The organism is Modestobacter sp. VKM Ac-2984 (assembly GCF_026967985.1).
Taxonomy (GTDB): Bacteria; Actinomycetota; Actinomycetes; order Mycobacteriales; family Geodermatophilaceae; genus Modestobacter.
The window spans coordinates 227,941-244,311 of sequence record NZ_JAPVBJ010000004.1 but is presented as its reverse complement, the minus strand read 5'-3'; the positions used below and the strand labels follow the sequence as shown (position 1 = coordinate 244,311).

Genomic DNA, 16,371 nt, shown 5'->3' with positions numbered 1-16,371 from the left:
GGAATCCGTGTCCTACCTTCTGCGATTGGTCGTCCCCGACCGGCCCGGCACGCTCGGTGCCGTCGCCACGGCCCTCGGCCAGGCCGGCATCGACATCGTCTCCGTCGACGTCCTCGAGCGCGGGAACGGCGTGGCCGTCGACGACATCGTGGTGGAGCTCCCCGCCGACCGGGTCGCCGACAGCCTGATCACCGCGGCGACCGCCGTGCCGGGCGTGCAGGTCGAGTCGCTGCGCCCGTTCGCCGGTCCGATGGACACCCACCGGGAGCTGGAGCTGCTGGAGGCGCTCGCCCCGGCCGGGGACGGGACCGCCAAGGTGCTCGCCACGGAGCTCCCCCGGGTGTTCCGCAGCGGCTGGGCGGTAGTGCTCGCCGGTGGTGCCGACCAGCTGACCGTGCTGGCCGCTTCGGACGCCGCGCCGTCGCTGGAGGGCGTCCGCACCCCGTGGCTGCCGCTGACCACGCCCCTGCTGCTGCCCAGCGAGGGCGAGTGGGTGCCACGCCGCTGGCAGGAGATGGCGGTGGAGATGATGGCCGCGCCGCTGGACCCCGGCACCGCAGTGCTGCTGGGCCGGTCCGGCGGCCCGGTGTTCCGCCGCTCGGAGCTGCTGCGGCTGGCCCACCTGACCGGGCTCGCCGCGACGGTCACCCGGCTCCCACCGGCCGACTGAAGGAGCGCCCCGCTGCAGCGGGGCCGTCAGGCGCCGGCGGGATCGGCGGCCGCCGTGCCGTCGCCGATGGTGGCCACCTCGCGGGCGGCGTCCGGCCCCTGCTCGAGCAGCACCGTGAAGCCGTCGTCGTCCAGGACCGGCGCCTTCACCGCGATCGCCTTGTCGTACTTGCTGCCGGGGTCGGCGCCGACGACGACGAAGCCGGTCTTCTTCGACACCGAGCCGGTGACCTTGCCCCCGCGCTCCTGGATGGCGGCGATCGCCTGGTCCCGGCTGTGGTCACGCAGCGAGCCGGTGACGACGACCGTGATCCCGGTGAGCGGGCCGGGCCCGGAGTCGGACTCGGGGTCGGCCATCCGGACGCCGGCGGCCCGCCACTTCTCCACCACGTCCCGGTGCCAGTCGACGGTGAACCAGTCGCGCACCGCGGTGGCGATGGTCGGCCCGACGCCCTCGGCGGCGGCGAGCTCCTCCTCGGTCGCGTCCATCAGCCGGTCGATCGAGCGGAACTCCCGGGCGAGCGCCTGCGCCGCCGTGGGGCCGACGTGCCGGATGGACAGCGCCACGAGCACCCGCCACAGCGGGACGTCCTTGCGGGTCTGCAGGTTGGCCAGCAGCCGCTTCCCGTTGGCGGAGAGCGTGCCGTCCTTCCTGGTGAAGAAGTCGGTGCGGCACAGCGCCTCCTCGTCGAGGGTGAAGACGTCGCCCTCGTCGGTGAGCAGCCGGCTCTCCAGCAGTGCGGTCGCCGCCTCGTAGCCGAGCACCTCGATGTCGAAGGCGCCGCGGCCGGCGACGTGGAAGACCCGCTCCCGGAGCTGCGCCGGGCAGGACCGGGCGTTCGGGCAGCGGATGTCGGCGTCGCCCTCCTTCTCCGGCCGCAGCTCGGTGCCGCACTCGGGGCAGTGGGTGGGCATCACGAACTCGCGTTCGGAGCCGTCACGGGCCGCCACGACCGGACCGAGCACCTCCGGGATCACGTCGCCGGCCTTGCGGATCACGACGGTGTCGCCGATCAGCACGCCCTTGCGCTTGACCTCGCTGGCGTTGTGCAGCGTGGCCAGCTGGACGGTGGACCCGGCGACCTTCACCGGCTCCATGTAGGCGAAGGGGGTGACCCGCCCGGTGCGGCCCACGTTGACCCGGATGTCGTGCAGCGTGGTGGTCGCCTCCTCCGGGGGGTACTTGAAGGCGATGGCCCACCGGGGCGCCCGGCTGGTCGAGCCGAGCCGGCGCTGCAGGGCGACCTGGTCGACCTTGACGACGACGCCGTCGATCTCGTGCTCGACGGAGTGCCGTTGCTCCCCGTAGCGCTCGATGTAGGCCCAGACGCCGGTGAGGTCCTCGACCACCTCGTACCGGGCGCTGACCGGCAGCCCCCAGGCGCGCAGCTGCTCGTAGGCGTCGGACTGGCGGGCGGGCTCGAAGCCGCGGCGGGCGCCGATGCCGTGCACCACCATGCTGAGCGGGCGCTTCGCCGTCTCGCGGGCGTCCTTCTGCCGCAGCGAGCCGGCCGCGGCGTTGCGCGGGTTGGCGAACGGCGGCTTGCCCGCCTCCACCAGGCCGGCGTTGACCTCGGCGAACGCGGCGACCGGGAAGTAGACCTCCCCGCGGACCTCGAGGAACTCCGGCACGTCGTGCCCGGTCAGCTGCTGCGGGACGACGGCCATCGTGCGGACGTTGGCGGTGACGTCCTCCCCCGTCGTCCCGTCGCCGCGGGTGGCGGCCCGGACCAGCCGGCCGCGCTCGTAGACCAGGTCGATGGCCAGCCCGTCGACCTTCAGCTCGCAGAGGTAGCCGGCGCCGGCGGCACCGTCCCGCTCCGCGCGGGCGGCCCAGGCGGAGAGCTCGTCGGAGGAGAAGGCGTTGTCCAGGCTCTGCATGCGCTCCGGGTGGGTGACCGGGGCGAAGGTGGCACCGAAGCCGCCGTTGACCTTCTGGCTGGGCGACTCCGGGGTGACGAGCGCCGGATGAGCCGCCTCCAGCGCCTTCAGCTCGCCCATCAGCTCGTCGTACTGACCGTCGCTGACCAGCGGGGCGTCCTGCACGTAGTAGGCGAAGGCGTAGCGGTCGAGCTCCTCGGAGAGGTCGCGGTGCCGGGTGCGGGCCTCGTCGGGGACCTCGGTGACGTCCTGCCGGTCGACGGGCGCCTCGACCGTGGGCTGGTCCGCCGCGTCCACCGTGTCCCGCTCCACCTCAGCCTCGCTGCTCACGCACGAGACGGTATCCGCCGCGTCGGACGGGAAACGGCGGCCCAGGCAGCCCGATGCGCCGCAACAGCACTACAGCGGTGCGCCGATGCGGATCTCGGTGTCGTCGGGCCGGTAGGTGCGCCATCGACCGTCCGGTTGTCGCTCGACCCGGAAGCCGTGGTGGACCTTGGTGTGGTGCCGTTCGCACAACAACGCTGAGTTCTCGAGGTTGGTCTCGCCGCCATGCAGCCAGTGGATGAGGTGGTGGACGTCGCACCACCAGCTCGGGGCACCACAGCCGGCGAACACGCAGCTCTTGTCGCGGCGTTCCACCGCCTTGCGCAGCCCGGGGGTGACCACCCGGTGATCCCGCCCGAGGTCGAGGGGCACACCGTCGGGGCCCATCACGATCCGGGAGATGCTGCCGTCACAAGCGAGGTAGCGGGCCCGCGCCGCGGAGATCGTCGCCCCGAAGCCCATCTCCCCGGCACCGGCGCCGGTAGCGGGGTCGACCAGGTCGTCCAGGTCGATGCCGACGACGACGTGCGGCTTGACCGTGCGCAGGACCGGCAGGTTCCCCGACGCCAGTTGGTTGTCACACAGCTGCACCAACGCATCGGCGTTCTGCTGGGTGCGGGTCCGCTCATCACCCTTCGGGCGGTCGGCCTGCACGATCGACTCGAGCGCCGCCTGCACTTTCTCCCCACCCACGACATCGAGGTCGGCCCGAAGGCTGATCGACCCGTCGGCGTGCTTGACGATCGTCAACCGACGACCCTCCGTGGGATCCGGCTCCGCTCCATCGGGATCGAGGGCGTCTTTGAAGGCCTGCACCGCCGCGGCCAGCGACTCGTGCGGGGAATCCGCGGCCACCCGCGCCCACGCCTGGTCGAAGGCACCCAGGTCGATGCCCTGCTCCGCGACCCGGGCCACCTCACCGGCCCCGATCTTCTCCGCCACCACGTTCACCTGCGCCGCGGTCACCACACCCTGCGCGAACCCGGCCGCCAAGGCCGGGAAGTGCTCCAGCACCCGCCCCGACCGCACGACCCGGGACGCCTCCGTCTGCGACAACCGGACGTGCCCGATCAGCCACGACCGCATGCTCTTCAGCCCGTCGCGCTCGGCGGCCTGCGTGGTCTCCGCCCGGCGCACCGTGCGCGTCAACTCCGCCGACGCACGGTTGACCAGCTGCACCAGGAACGCCGTCCGGTCCAACACCTGCGCATCAGACAGCACGTAAAGGTCATCAGCCGCCAAGGAATCCAGAGCCGACTGCAACTCGCTCACAGACACCTCCCGACGCATTCGAACGTGTGTACGAATACTACTTGCACAGAAGGACCAGCACAACGCGAATCTCCAGCTCAGGAGCCTGTCCACAGTCGTCCAAAGCTCCTTGACAGCGACCGCCGAGACGACACCATGGCCGTGTGCACCCCGACCTCGAGCGCGCTCTCCAGCCGGTCTTCGACGACCTCCGCGCCACGTCGGGCCCACTCCCCCACCGGGTCGACGACGACTGGCCCGGCACCGGCCAGGACGCCGGCGGACCACCCACGGCCCGGGCGATCCTGTGGGGCCGCGCCAGCGGTCAAGGCGTCGTCGTGGAGCTCCACCTCCCGCTGCCGCACCAGGTCGCACAGGTGGCCGACGGCGTGCAGGAGTGGGTCGTCGAGGAGTTGTGGGGGTCAGCTCCGACCAACTGGCCGCGCTGCCCGCGGCACCCCGACACCCATCCCCTCGAGGCGCGGGTGCGGGACGCCGCCGCCTGGTGGACGTGCCTGCGTGACGACGTCCCGGTCAGCGAGGTCGGGAGCCTCCGCTGAACCGGGCCGTCACTCCGGCAGGAGGTACTTCGCGGCCTCGCGGACGTGCGTCATCGCCGTCCGGGCGTAGGCCTCGCTCGCCCCGGCCAGGCCGCAGGACGGCGTGAGCGTCACGGCGCCGGCCAGCTCCTCGGCCGGGAACCCCAGCTCCCGCCACCAGGCCTGCACGCGGCTGGCGGTCGCCTTCGGGCGGCCCAGGTCGGTGTCGGTGCCGGGGACGACGCCGACGAACAGGTGGGTTCCTGCCTCGATGGCGGTGCCGACGGCGTCGAGGTCCTGCACCAGCCCCAGGTCGAAGGACAGCCCCTGCGCGCCGGCGGCCCGGAACAGGTCCAGCGGAGCGCGCTGGGCACAGCAGTGCAGGACGACCGGCGCCGGCACCCGCTGGACGAGGCCGGTCAGCTGCTCCTCCACGACGTGGGACTCCACTGCCGACAGCTTCCCGAAGCCGCTGACGGTGGGCAGCCCGCCCTGCAGCACGGCGGGCACCGACGGCTCGTCGAACTGGACGAGGACCGAGGCACCCGGCACCCGTGCGGAGACGGCGGCGACGTGGGCAGCGATCCCCTCGGCGAGGGACTGCGCCAGGTCGCGGCGCGCCCCCGGGTCCACCACGGCGCGGTCGCCGCGGGTGCGCTCCAGCCCGGCGGCCAGGGTCCACGGTCCGGCCACCTGGATCTTGAACGGCCCCACGTACCGCTCGGCCACCTCGTAGAGGGCGTCCAGGTCGCGGGCCATCGCCTCCTGTGCCCGGCGCAGGTCGGCGCCGGGGCGGGGCACCAGCCGCCAGCCCGCCGGGGTCAGGTCGACGTAGAGGTCGACGAGCAGCGCGGCAGCGCGGCCGATCAGGTCCGAGCCGGGGCCACGGCCGGGCAGCTCGGGGAGGTGCGGGAGGTCCGGCAGCTCACCGACGACCAGCCGCATCGCCTCGACCGGGTCGCTGCCGGGCAGGGACCCGACGCCGGTGGCCGGCCCCCAGACGGGGAGCGCCGGTCGTACGTCGTCGCCGGTGCCGGACTCACGGCCGGCCCTGGTGCTGTCGTCCGGGAGATCCGTCGCCGAGGTCACGTGCCGACCGTAGCCCGCCGTCCCGCCGACACCGGGGACGGTCAGTTCAGCGCGGGCTCCGGTCGTTCCCGGGCGCCCAGCACCGTGCCCTGACCCAGCACCAGGTCACCACGCTCGGCGTCGGGGGCGTAGAGCACCGCCGACTGTCCCGGCGCGACCCCGCGCTGCCGTTCGCCGAGCACCAGGCACAGCCCGCCGTCCTCGGCGAGGGAGACCTCGCAGGCGACCGGCACGGCGTGGGCGCGCAGCTGGACCTGCGCCCGGAACGGCAGGTCGGGCACCGGCCCGGTCCACGTGGGGGCGCCGGTGCGCACCTCGTCGACCTCCGCCTGCTCCGCGGTGCCGATGGTCACGGTGCGGCTGACCGGCTCGATCCCCAGCACGTACCGCGGGCGCTGGTCACCGGCCGTCACCCCCAGCCCGCGACGCTGGCCGATGGTGAAGCCGTGCGCGCCGGCGTGCGTGCCGACGGTCTGACCGGTGGCGGCGTCGACGACCGGACCGGGCTGCTCGCCCAGCCGCCGGGCGAGGAAGCCGCGGGTGTCGCCGTCGGAGATGAAGCAGATGTCGTGCGAGTCGGGCTTGGTGGCCACCGCGTAGCCGCGCTCGGCGGCCAGCTCCCGCACCCGCTCCTTCGTCATCGAGCCGAGCGGGAAGACCGCACCGGCCAGCTGCTCGGCGGTGAGCACCCCGAGCACGTAGGACTGGTCCTTCGCCGGGTCGACCGAGCGGCGCAGCTCCCCGCCGGCCAGCCGCGCGTGGTGACCGGTGACGACGGCGTCGAAGCCGAGTGCCCGGGCCCGATCGAGCACGGCGGAGAACTTGATCTTCTCGTTGCAGCGCAGGCACGGGTTCGGCGTCCGCCCGGCGGCGTACTCGGCGACGAAGTCGTCGATGACGTCCTCGCGGAACCGGTCGGCCAGGTCCCAGACGTAGAACGGGATGCCCAGCTCGTCGGCGACCCGCCGGGCGTCGTGGGAGTCCTCGACGCTGCAGCAGCCCCGGGCGCCGCTGCGCAGCGTCTGCCGGTCGGGCGAGAGCGCCAGGTGCACGCCGGTGACGTCGTGCCCCGCCTCGACGGCCAGCGCGGCGGCCACCGCGGAGTCCACTCCCCCGCTCATGGCGGCGATCAGTCGCATCTCAGTGCCGCCCGGTCCCGGCCCGGCGGGCCCGCTCCACGACCGGGCCGATCACCTCGAGCAGCGCGTCGACGTCGGCGTCGGTCGAGGTGTGGCCCAGGCTGAACCGCAGCGAGCTGCGGGCCCGAGCAGGGTCGGCGCCGGCGGCCAGCAGCACGTGGCTGGGCCGGGCGACCCCCGCACTGCAGGCCGACCCGGTGGAGCACTCGATCCCCCGCGCGTCCAGCAGCATGAGCAGCGCGTCGCCCTCCGCACCGGGGAAGGACAGGTGGGCGTTGCCCGGGAGCCGCCCGGGACCCTCTGCCACCACCTCGTCCAGCGGCGGGCCGTTGAGCTGGGCGTCGGGCACCTCGGCGACCACCCCGGCGACCAAGCGGTCGCGCAACGCGGCCACCCGGGCGGTGCGCTCGGCCCGGTCGGCGACGGTGGCCTGGGTGGCCGCGGCCAGCCCGACGATCGCCGCGACGTCCAGGGTGCCGGACCGGACGTCGCGCTCCTGCCCGCCGCCGTGCAGCAGCGGGGTGCACTCGGCGTCCCGGCGCAGCAGCAGCGCGCCGGCCCCCATCGGGCCGCCCACCTTGTGCCCGGTCATGGTCAGCGCGTCGACACCGCTGGCGGCGAAGTCCAGGGGCAGCTGGCCGATCGCCTGCACCGCGTCGGTGTGCAGCGGCACGCCGGCCTCGTGCGTCAGCGCGGCGAGCGCGGTCAGGTCACTGACGGCGCCGATCTCGTTGTTGGCCCACATGACCGTGGCCAGGGCGACGTCCCGCCCGTCGCCGAGGGCCTCGGCCAGCGCCTCGGCGGTGACCCGGCCGGTCGGTTCGACGCGCAGCCAGGTGACCTCGGCGCCCTCGTGCTTCTCCAGCCACTCGACGCTGTCCAGGACGGCGTGGTGCTCCGCGGGACTGGCCACGATCCGCCGGCGGCCCTGGTCAGCCGTGCGGCGGGCCCAGTACAGCCCCTTGACGGCGAGGTTGTCGCCCTCCGTGCCACCGCCGGTGAACAGCACCTCCGACGGTCGCGCCCCCAGGGCTGCGGCCAGTCGCTCCCGTGACTCCTCGGCGACCCGCCGGGCCTCCCGGCCACTGGCGTGCAGGGAGGAGGCGTTGCCCACCCGGGCCAGCTGCTCGGTCATGGCCGCGAGCGCAACCGGCAGCATCGGGGTCGTCGCCGCGTGGTCGAGGTAGGTCATGGCAGAGCCAGCGTAGGCCTCGCCCGCCGAGGGCAACCCGATCGTGTCCGACAGGTGGAAGTGCGCACGGCCTCCCCGCCTCCTCGTGCCTGTGGCCGCGACGTGCGTCGAGCGCCGACCCGGAGGCCGGCGCCCGACGCGACGCGCTCGATCACCCCTCCTGCAGCCCACCGAGGGAGCGCAGGAGGGCCCTCGGTGCTACTTGCGTGCGCTGATCTGCTCGGTGGCCGCCGGGACGACGGTGAACAGGTCGCCCACCACGCCGAAGTCGGCGAGCTCGAAGATCGGCGCCTCGGGGTCCTTGTTGACCGCGACGATCGTCTTCGACGTCTGCATCCCGGCCCGGTGCTGGATCGCCCCGGAGATGCCCACCGCGATGTACAGCTGCGGCGAGACGGTCTTCCCGGTCTGCCCGACCTGGAAGGAGTGCGGGTAGAAGCCGGAGTCGACGGCGGCGCGTGAGGCACCGACGGCGCCACCGAGGGAGTCGGCGAGCCCCTCGATCACCGAGAAGTTCTCGGCACTGGCCACCCCGCGACCGCCGGAGACGACGATCGCGGCCTCGGTGAGCTCCGGCCGGTTGGACTTCTGCTCCACGACCCGGTCGAGCACCCGGGTCTGCTTGGCGGCCTCGGAAACGGCGACCTGCACCGCCTCCTCGGTGCCGGCGGCCGGGGCCGGCTCGGGGGTGACCGAGTTGCCGCGCAGGGTGTAGATCGGCGTGCCGACGGTGACCTGCGAGTGCACGATCGTCGCCCCGGCGAACGCCACCTGGGTGGCGGTGCCGTCGGCGGCGATCTCGGTGACGTCGGTCAGGAAGCCGCTGCCGGTCTTGATCGCCAGCCGGCCGGCGATCTCCTTGCCCTCCGGGGAGGACGGGATCACGACCGCGGCCGGGGACTTCTCGGCGACCAGCTGTGCCAGCACCTCGGCCTTGGGTGCCACCAGGTAGGCGTCGACGTCGTCGGACTCGGCGACGTAGACCTTCGCCGCGCCGTACTCGGCCAGCACGTCCTTGATGCCCGCGGCGGTGCCGGGGACACCGAGGACGACCGCGGAGGGCTCACCAAGCACACGCGCGGCGGTCAGCGCCTCCAGCGTCGACTTGCGGGGCCCACCGTCGGCGGGGTTGAGCTCGGCAAGGACCAGGACCTCTGCCATGTCTGTTCTCTCCTCAGCTCTGAGTGTTCAGCGGGGCCACAGCCGGTCAGACGATCTTCTGGGCGGCCAGGTAGCCGACCAGCTTGTCGGCACCGTCGCCCTCGTCGGCGACCTTCACGCCCTCGCCCTTGGGCGGGCGGCCGGCGAAGTCGACGACCTTGCTGGTGGCGGTGGCCAGGCCCACGGTCGACGCGTCGATGCCCAGGTCGGCGAGGGTCTTGGTCTCCACCGGCTTCTTCTTGGCGGCCATGATCCCCTTGAAGGAGGGGTAGCGCGGCTCGTTGATCGTGTCCCAGGTGGAGACGATCGCCGGCAGCGGCGCCTCGACCTCCCAGTAGCCGCCGTCGGTCTGCCGCTCGATCTTGGCCATCGAGCCCTCGATCGTGAGCTTGCGGGCGCCGGACAGCTGCGGGATGCCCAGCCGCTCCGACAGCAGCGCCGGCATCACCGAGACCTGACCGTCGGTGGACTCGGCGCCGCACAGCACCAGGTCGTACTCCAGCTGCGACAGCGCGGCCGCGATGACGGCGCTGGTCTGCACGGCACAGGAGCCGTGGATGGCCGGGTCGCTGACGTGCACGGCCTTGTCCGCACCCATCGACAGGGCCTTGCGGATGGCGTCGGTGGCGGTGTCGGGGCCGACGGTCAGCACCGTCACCTCACCGCCCTGCGCCTCCTTGACGGTGAGCGCCTCCTCGATGGCGTACTCGTCCATCTCGTTGATCACGTTGTCGGCGGTGGCCCGCGCGACGGTGTTGTCCGACGGGTCCAGCTTCCGCTCGCTGCCGGAGTCGGGGACCTGCTTGACCAGAACGACGATGTTCATCGTCAGACCAACCTCCGCGGTGGTTCGGGTGGGCGCGGGCGAAGCCCGCCTCGTGCCGATCATCGAGGCTACTTGCGGGTAACACCCGGCGCGCAGGGAGGGGCCGGGTGACCTGGCTCACTGGGCGGCGGTCCACTCCCCCGTGCGGGCGAAGTGCTCGAGGACGGCGGTGTGCGGAGCCAGGTCCAGGCCCTGCGCGCTCACCCAGGCGTCGTCGTAGTACGTGCAGGCGTAGCGCTCCCCGCCGTCGCACAGCAGCGTGACGACGCTGCCGGTGCGGCCGGCGGCGAGCATCTCGGCGATGAGCCCGAACGCGCCCCACAGGTTGGTGCCGGTGGACCCGCCGGCCCGGCGCCCGGTCACCTGCTCCAGGTGGCGCATCGCGGCCAGCGAGGCGGCGTCGGGCACGCAGACCATCCGGTCGACGATGGTCGGGACGAACGAGGGCTCCACCCGGGGGCGGCCGATGCCCTCGATCCGCGAACCCCGCCCGACGGTGGCCGGGTCGGCGTCGCGCCAGCCGGGGAAGAACGCCGATCCCTCCGGGTCGACGACGGCCAGCCGGGTGGGCAGCCGGCGGTACCGGACGTACCGGCCGATCGTGGCGCTGGTGCCACCGGTGCCGGCGCCGACGACGACCCACTCCGGCACCGGGTGCCGCTCCCGGCTCAGCTGCTCGAAGACCGACTCGGCGATGTTGTTGTTCCCGCGCCAGTCGGTGGCCCGCTCGGCGTTGGTGAACTGGTCGAGGTAGTGACCGCCCGTCTCGGCGGCGATCCGTCGCGCCTCGTCGTAGACGGTCCCCGCGTCGGCCACCAGGTGGCAGCGGCCACCGTGGAACTCGATCAGGGCGATCTTCTCCGCGCTCGTCGTCGCCGGCATCACCGCCACGAAGGGCAGCCCCAGCATCCGGGCGAAGTAGGCCTCGCTGACCGCCGTCGACCCGCTGGAGGACTCCACCACGGTGCTGCCCTCGTGCAGCTGCCCCGAGCACAGCGCGTAGAGGAACAGCGAGCGCGCCAGCCGGTGCTTGAGGCTGCCGGTGGGATGGGTCGACTCGTCCTTCAGGTACAGGTCGACGCCCCACTCGGGCGGCAGCGGGTAGACCAGCAGGTGGGTGTCGGCGGACCGGTGCGCGTCGGCCTCGACCAGCGCGACGGCCTGCTCGGCCCAGGCCCGCCCGCCGGGGTCGGAGCGGTCGAGGTCGGTGGGGCGCACGGCGGTCACCGGGGCATGCTCCCGCACCGCCGACGCCGGCACCCCGGGGTGGTCACCGACCGGTGAAGGTGGCCTTGCCGGGGCCGTGCTCCAGGAACGAGCGCATCCCGGTCGCCTGGTCCTCGGTGTCGAACAGCTCGGCGAACAACCGGCTCTCCAGCTCCAGCCCGGCGGCCAGCGTGCCGTCCAGCCCCTCGTCGATGGCCCGCTTCGCCGCGGCGAGCGCCAGCGGCGGGCCGGCCGCGAACTTGCGGGCCATCGCCACGGCGGTCGCGTGGACCTCCTCGTCCGGGACGACGGCGTCGGCCAGCCCCATCTCCAGGGCCTCCTCGGCGCCCACGTGCCGGCCGGTGAACACCAGGTCCTTGGCCTTGGCCGGGCCGACCAGGCGGGCCAGCCGCTGGGTGCCGCCGGCACCGGGGATGACGCCGAGCTGGATCTCCGGCTGCCCCACCTTCGCGCCGCGGCCCATGATCCGGAAGTCCGCGCACAGCGCCAGCTCGTAGCCGCCGCCGAGGGCGTAGCCGGTGATGGCGGCGATCACCGGCTTCGGGATGTGGGCGACCGTGGTGAACGAGGAGGTCAGCTCCCGGCCCCACGCCACCATGCTCGCGCCGGTCAGCTGCGACATGGCCTTGATGTCGGCCCCGGCGGCGAAGACCCGTTCGCCGCCGTAGAGGACGACGGCCCGCACGTCGGCGCGCTCCCCGGCCTCCAGCGCGGCGGCCCGCACCTCCCAGTGCAGCTGCTCGTCGATCGCGTTCATCTTCGGCCGGTCGAGCCGGATGGTGCCGACGCCGTCCTCGACCTGCAGCGTCACGAACTCTGGCTGAGTCATGACGGCACACTAGTGGCCCCGTCCCGGGTCCCGCCCTGAGCTCGCGAAGGGTGGGGAGGACGGGGTCCTTCTGCCTAGGTGGCGCGGCGCGCGCTGAACCGCCCGTTCTCGCGCTGCACCTCCAGCGGCAGGCCGAAGGCGTCCGACAGCAGCGGTGCGGTCAGCACCTCCTCCACCGGACCGGACCCGACCACCTCACCGCCACGCAGCAGCAGCGCGTGGGTGTAGCCCGGCGGGATCTCCTCGACGTGGTGGGTCACCAGCACCTGCGCCGGCGCGTTCCCGTCGCGGGCCAGGTCCGACAGCCGGGTGACCAGGTCCTCCCGACCGCCCAGGTCCAGCCCGGCGCCGGGCTCGTCCAGCAGCAGCAGCTCCGGGTCGGTCATCAGCGCGCGGGCGATCTGGGTGCGCTTGCGCTCGCCCTCCGACAGCGTGCCGAAGGGCCGGTGCGCCATCCGGGCCACGCCCCACTGCTGCATGAGCAGCGCCGCCCGGGTCAGGTCGTGCACGCCGTAGCGCTCCCGCCAGCGGCCGACGACGGCGTACCCGGCGCTGACCACGACGTCACCGACCCGCTCGCCCGGGTCGATCCGCTGCGCCAGCGCCGCGCTGGTCAGCCCGATCCGGGTGCGCAGCTCGAAGACGTCGACCGCGCCGAGGGTCTCCCCGAGGATCCCCACCTCCCCGCGGGTGGGGTGCAGCTGCGCGCCGGCCAGCTGCAGCAGCGTCGTCTTCCCCGCCCCGTTGGGGCCCAGGAGCACCCAGCGTTCGTCAGGTCGGACCGTCCAGTCGACCGCGCGCAACAAGTGCGCCTGGCCCCGGACGACGTCCACTCCGCGGATCTCGACGACCGGCTCAGTCCACACACCTGCCATCCAACCAACCCGCCGCGCGTCGTGGTCACCGGGCTGGGGGCCGTCGTCGGGCACGATGCCGGGGTGACCGCGTGGACGAGTGACCGACCGGTGGAGGTGTGGCCCGGCTCCCCGGCGCCGCTGGGGGCCCACTGGGACGGCACGGGCACCAACTTCGCCCTGTGGTCGGCCGGCGCGTCGGCGGTCGACCTGTGCCTGTTCGACCCCGACGGCACCGAGCACCGGCAGCGGCTGCGGGAGACCACCCACCAGGTGTGGCACGGCCGGCTGCCGGGCGTGGGCCCGGGGCAGCGCTACGGGTACCGGGTGCACGGCCCGCACGACCCCGCCTCCGGCGCCCGGTACAACCCGGCGAAGCTGCTGCTGGACCCCTACGCCCGTGCCGTGGACGGCGAGCTCGTGCTCGACGACGCGCTCTTCGGCTGGTCCCGGCACGACCCGTCCGCCGCCGACCCCACCGACTCGGCGCCGTTCGTGCCCCGCGGGGTGGTCATCCACGACTCGTTCCCGTGGGACGGCGACCGGGTGCTGCACACCCCGTGGACCGACACGGTCATCTACGAGGTGCACGTCAAGAGCGCCACGATGACGCACCCCGACGTCCCCCCGGCGCTGCGCGGCACCTACGCGGGCCTGGCGCACCCGGCGTTCGTCGAGCACCTGGTGTCCCTGGGCGTGACCGCGGTCGAGCTGCTGCCGGTGCACCACTTCGTCAGCGAGCCGCACCTGCTCCGCCGCGGGCTGACCAACCACTGGGGCTACAACACGCTGGGCTACTTCGCCCCGCACGCGGCGTACAGCTCGGCCGGCACCGGCGGTGAGCAGGTCACCGAGTTCAAGGCGATGGTCAAGGCGATGCACGCCGCGGGCATCGAGGTGATCCTCGACGTCGTCTACAACCACACCGCCGAGGGCGACCACATCGGCCCGACGCTGTCCCTCAAGGGCATCGACAACGCCGGGTACTACCGGCTCGACGGGGAGGACCGCTCCCGCTACACCGACTACACCGGCTGCGGGAACACCCTGGACGTCCGCCGGCCGGCGGTGCTCGGCCTGCTGATGGACTCGCTGCGCTACTGGGTCACCGAGATGCACGTCGACGGCTTCCGCTTCGACCTCGCCTCCGCGCTGGCGCGCTCGATGCACGACGTCGACCGACTGTCGGCGTTCTTCGACGTGGTCCACCAGGACCCGGTGGTCAGCACGGTGAAGCTGATCGCCGAGCCGTGGGACGTCGGCGAGGGCGGCTACCAGGTGGGCAACTTCCCGCCGCCGTGGACGGAGTGGAACGGCAAGTACCGGGACACCGTGCGCGACGTCTGGTCCGGCGCCCGGGTGGGCGTGCGCGACCTGGCCTACCGGCTCACCGGCTCCTCCGACCTCTACCGCTCCGACGGCCGCCGCCCCTTCGCCTCGGTCAACTTCGTGACCGCCCACGACGGCTTCACCCTGGCCGACCTGGTCAGCTACGAGCACAAGCGCAACGAGGCCAACGGCGAGGAGAACCGGGACGGCGAGAGCCACAACCGGAACTGGAACTGCGGCGTGGAGGGCGACACCTCCGACCCGGCGGTGCGCGAGCTACGGGCCCGGCAGGTGCGCAACCACCTGGCCACCCTGCTGCTGTCGACCGGGGTGCCGATGCTGACCGCCGGTGACGAGCTGGGCCGCACCCAGGGCGGCAACAACAACGCCTACTGCCAGGACAACGAGGTGTCCTGGCTCGACTGGGGTGCGATCGACCCGGACCTGTGGAGCTTCGTGGCCACCCTGGTCGGGCTGCGTCGCGACTCCCCGGTGCTGCGGCAGGAGGCGTTCTTCGAGGGCACCGAGATCGCCGGGACCGGCGGCACCCGGGACCTGGCCTGGTTCGCCCCCGGCGGGCACCAGCTCACCAGCAGCGACTGGTTCGACACCGGCCTGCAGACGCTCGGGATGTACCTGGACGGCCGGGGCATGCGGCACCGCGACCAGCGGGGGCGCCCGGTCATCGACGACTCGTGGCTGATCTGGTTCCACGCCGGCGCGGCACCGGTCGACGTCGTCCTCCCCGGCCCGCCGTGGGGGGACGGCTACGAGCTGGTGCTGGCCACCGAGTACCCGACCGGCACTCCCCCGCGGCCGACCGCGCTGCCCCCGGGCCCGGCACAGCTGCCCGGCCACTCCGTCTGGGCGATGCGGGTGGTCCGTACCCCGCGCCCCTGACGGCGCCGCACCGGCGCCGCATCGGGACCGCATTGCACGGGTTCCCTCTGCACTGCTCGTGCCGGAGCACGAGCAGTGCAGAGGGACGGCGTGCAATGCCGAGGCCCTCGTCGCCGGGACGACGCAGCCCGCCGCCGGCGGACCGGGGCGGGCTGCACGTCGAGCGTCGGGCTGCGGCTACTCCGCGGCCTGCTCGAAGGTGATGACGGTCCAGCCGAGCAGCAGCCGGTCGCCGTCGGCGAGCGGGTGCGGCACACCGGGCTCCAGCTGGGTCCACTCGGTGGCCTCCGGGCCGGCGACGTGGGTGCCGTTGAGCGACCCGAGGTCGGTCAGGGAGACCTCGCGGCCTGCGCGCTGGATGGCGGCGTGGGCCGAGGAGAGCACGTTCTGGGTGTCGGCGATCGGCACCGGCCGGGCGTTGCCGGCGGTCACCAGGTCGTGGCCGTCGGGACGGCGACCGAGCACCAGGTCCTCGTCGACGGTGACGACCAGACCGTCGTCGAAGCGCAGCACCGGCGCGGCCGGCGGCTCGGGCCGCCAGAAGGCGGTCTGCTCCCCGCCCTGCCCGACCGGGGCACTGGCGATCCGGCCGGAGCTGCCGAACCCGGCGTCGGAGGCCGCGGTGAAGGACTCCCCGGTGGGCAGCGAGGTGGCCGGCGGGACGGCGACGGACGGCGAGGCGGCCGCCGCGAGCTGCAACAGGGCGCCGGAACCGGGCACGGTGCCCTCGACGAGGTCCAGCGCGACCCCCGGGGGCATCGCCGCGGCGGGCTGGCCGGGGCCGACGTAGAGGGTCTGCCCGAGCGCGAACCCGGAGGCGAGCGTGCAGCCGTCGACCGCGGAACCGGAGACCGGGACGCCGTCCACGGCCGGCTGGCCCTTGCCCGACCAGAGCGCGACGCCGGCTCCGGTGCCACCGGAGGTGTCGGCGAGCACCAGGGCGAAGGACGCCGGTCCGTCGGCGAGCCGGGACACCTGGGCGGCGACCGCGCCGAGCACGCGTTCAGCCCCGGGGCCGGCGACCCCCAGACAGGCGTGCAGGGCCGCCACCAGCGCCGGCGACCCGGGGGCGTCGACCCACAGCAGGCCACCGCCACGGCGGGCGACGACAGAGTCTCCGGGGAGGACCTCACAGCGGTCGGGCATGACGGCCAGCCT

14 protein-coding genes are annotated in these 16,371 nt (G+C 73.7%); 3 read left to right on the top strand and 11 right to left on the bottom strand.

The window, feature by feature from the left end; genetic code table 11:
* Positions 1-25 precede the first annotated feature (25 nt).
* On the top strand, positions 26-670 hold the full coding sequence (locus tag O2W16_RS10920; protein ID WP_269158852.1) for an ACT domain-containing protein: 645 nt from the start codon (positions 26-28) through the stop codon (positions 668-670).
* Positions 671-696: 26 nt separating this feature from the next.
* Here the strand turns inward: O2W16_RS10920 and ligA are convergent, their stop codons facing one another.
* Together ligA and O2W16_RS10910 are read right to left on the bottom strand one after the other, a co-directional pair.
* A complete protein-coding gene (ligA, locus tag O2W16_RS10915) occupies positions 697-2,880 on the bottom strand; it encodes an NAD-dependent DNA ligase LigA (protein ID WP_269158851.1) in 2,184 nt (727 codons plus the stop codon).
* Between the two features lie 69 nt (positions 2,881-2,949).
* Positions 2,950-4,242 carry a DUF222 domain-containing protein gene (locus tag O2W16_RS10910; RefSeq protein WP_442928908.1) on the bottom strand — a complete coding sequence of 431 codons (1,293 nt, stop codon included), beginning with the start codon at positions 4,240-4,242 and terminating at the stop codon, positions 2,950-2,952.
* A gap of 50 nt (positions 4,243-4,292) precedes the next feature.
* On the opposite strand from O2W16_RS10910, the gene O2W16_RS10905 reads away from it, so the two are divergent.
* Positions 4,293-4,688, top strand: a complete 396-nt coding sequence (locus O2W16_RS10905) for a hypothetical protein (RefSeq protein ID WP_269158850.1) — start codon at positions 4,293-4,295, stop codon at positions 4,686-4,688.
* 9 nt (positions 4,689-4,697) lie between these two features.
* Here the strand turns inward: O2W16_RS10905 and O2W16_RS10900 are convergent, their stop codons facing one another.
* The 8 genes from O2W16_RS10900 to O2W16_RS10865 all read right to left on the bottom strand — a co-directional run bounded on the left by O2W16_RS10900 (position 4,698) and on the right by O2W16_RS10865 (position 13,005).
* Positions 4,698-5,756, bottom strand: coding sequence for a methionine synthase (locus tag O2W16_RS10900; RefSeq protein WP_269158849.1), 1,059 nt, complete (start codon positions 5,754-5,756; stop codon positions 4,698-4,700).
* Positions 5,757-5,797: 41 nt separating this feature from the next.
* Positions 5,798-6,895, bottom strand: coding sequence for a tRNA 2-thiouridine(34) synthase MnmA (mnmA, locus tag O2W16_RS10895; RefSeq protein WP_269158848.1), 1,098 nt, complete (start codon positions 6,893-6,895; stop codon positions 5,798-5,800).
* A 1-nt stretch (position 6,896) separates the two neighbouring features.
* On the bottom strand, positions 6,897-8,087 hold the full coding sequence (locus tag O2W16_RS10890) for a cysteine desulfurase family protein (protein ID WP_269158847.1): 1,191 nt from the start codon (positions 8,085-8,087) through the stop codon (positions 6,897-6,899).
* Positions 8,088-8,285: 198 nt separating this feature from the next.
* A complete protein-coding gene (locus O2W16_RS10885; protein WP_269158846.1) occupies positions 8,286-9,248 on the bottom strand; it encodes an electron transfer flavoprotein subunit alpha/FixB family protein in 963 nt (320 codons plus the stop codon).
* A 46-nt stretch (positions 9,249-9,294) separates the two neighbouring features.
* Positions 9,295-10,074 carry an electron transfer flavoprotein subunit beta/FixA family protein gene (locus O2W16_RS10880; protein ID WP_269158845.1) on the bottom strand — a complete coding sequence of 260 codons (780 nt, stop codon included), beginning with the start codon at positions 10,072-10,074 and terminating at the stop codon, positions 9,295-9,297.
* A 117-nt stretch (positions 10,075-10,191) separates the two neighbouring features.
* Positions 10,192-11,301: a PLP-dependent cysteine synthase family protein gene (locus O2W16_RS10875; protein ID WP_269158844.1), complete on the bottom strand. Its 1,110-nt coding sequence runs from the start codon at positions 11,299-11,301 to the stop codon at positions 10,192-10,194.
* Between the two features lie 43 nt (positions 11,302-11,344).
* Positions 11,345-12,130, bottom strand: a complete 786-nt coding sequence (locus O2W16_RS10870) for an enoyl-CoA hydratase/isomerase family protein (RefSeq protein WP_269158843.1) — start codon at positions 12,128-12,130, stop codon at positions 11,345-11,347.
* A 74-nt stretch (positions 12,131-12,204) separates the two neighbouring features.
* Positions 12,205-13,005, bottom strand: a complete 801-nt coding sequence (locus tag O2W16_RS10865) for an ABC transporter ATP-binding protein (RefSeq protein ID WP_269158842.1) — start codon at positions 13,003-13,005, stop codon at positions 12,205-12,207.
* A gap of 63 nt (positions 13,006-13,068) precedes the next feature.
* On the opposite strand from O2W16_RS10865, the gene glgX reads away from it, so the two are divergent.
* Positions 13,069-15,213: a glycogen debranching protein GlgX gene (gene glgX, locus O2W16_RS10860; RefSeq protein ID WP_269158841.1), complete on the top strand. Its 2,145-nt coding sequence runs from the start codon at positions 13,069-13,071 to the stop codon at positions 15,211-15,213.
* Between the two features lie 177 nt (positions 15,214-15,390).
* Here glgX and O2W16_RS10855 read toward each other — a convergent pair whose 3' ends face one another.
* Entirely contained in the window at positions 15,391-16,359 is a 969-nt protein-coding gene (locus tag O2W16_RS10855; RefSeq protein ID WP_269158840.1) for an FHA domain-containing protein, read from the bottom strand.
* Positions 16,360-16,371: the final 12 nt, after the last annotated feature.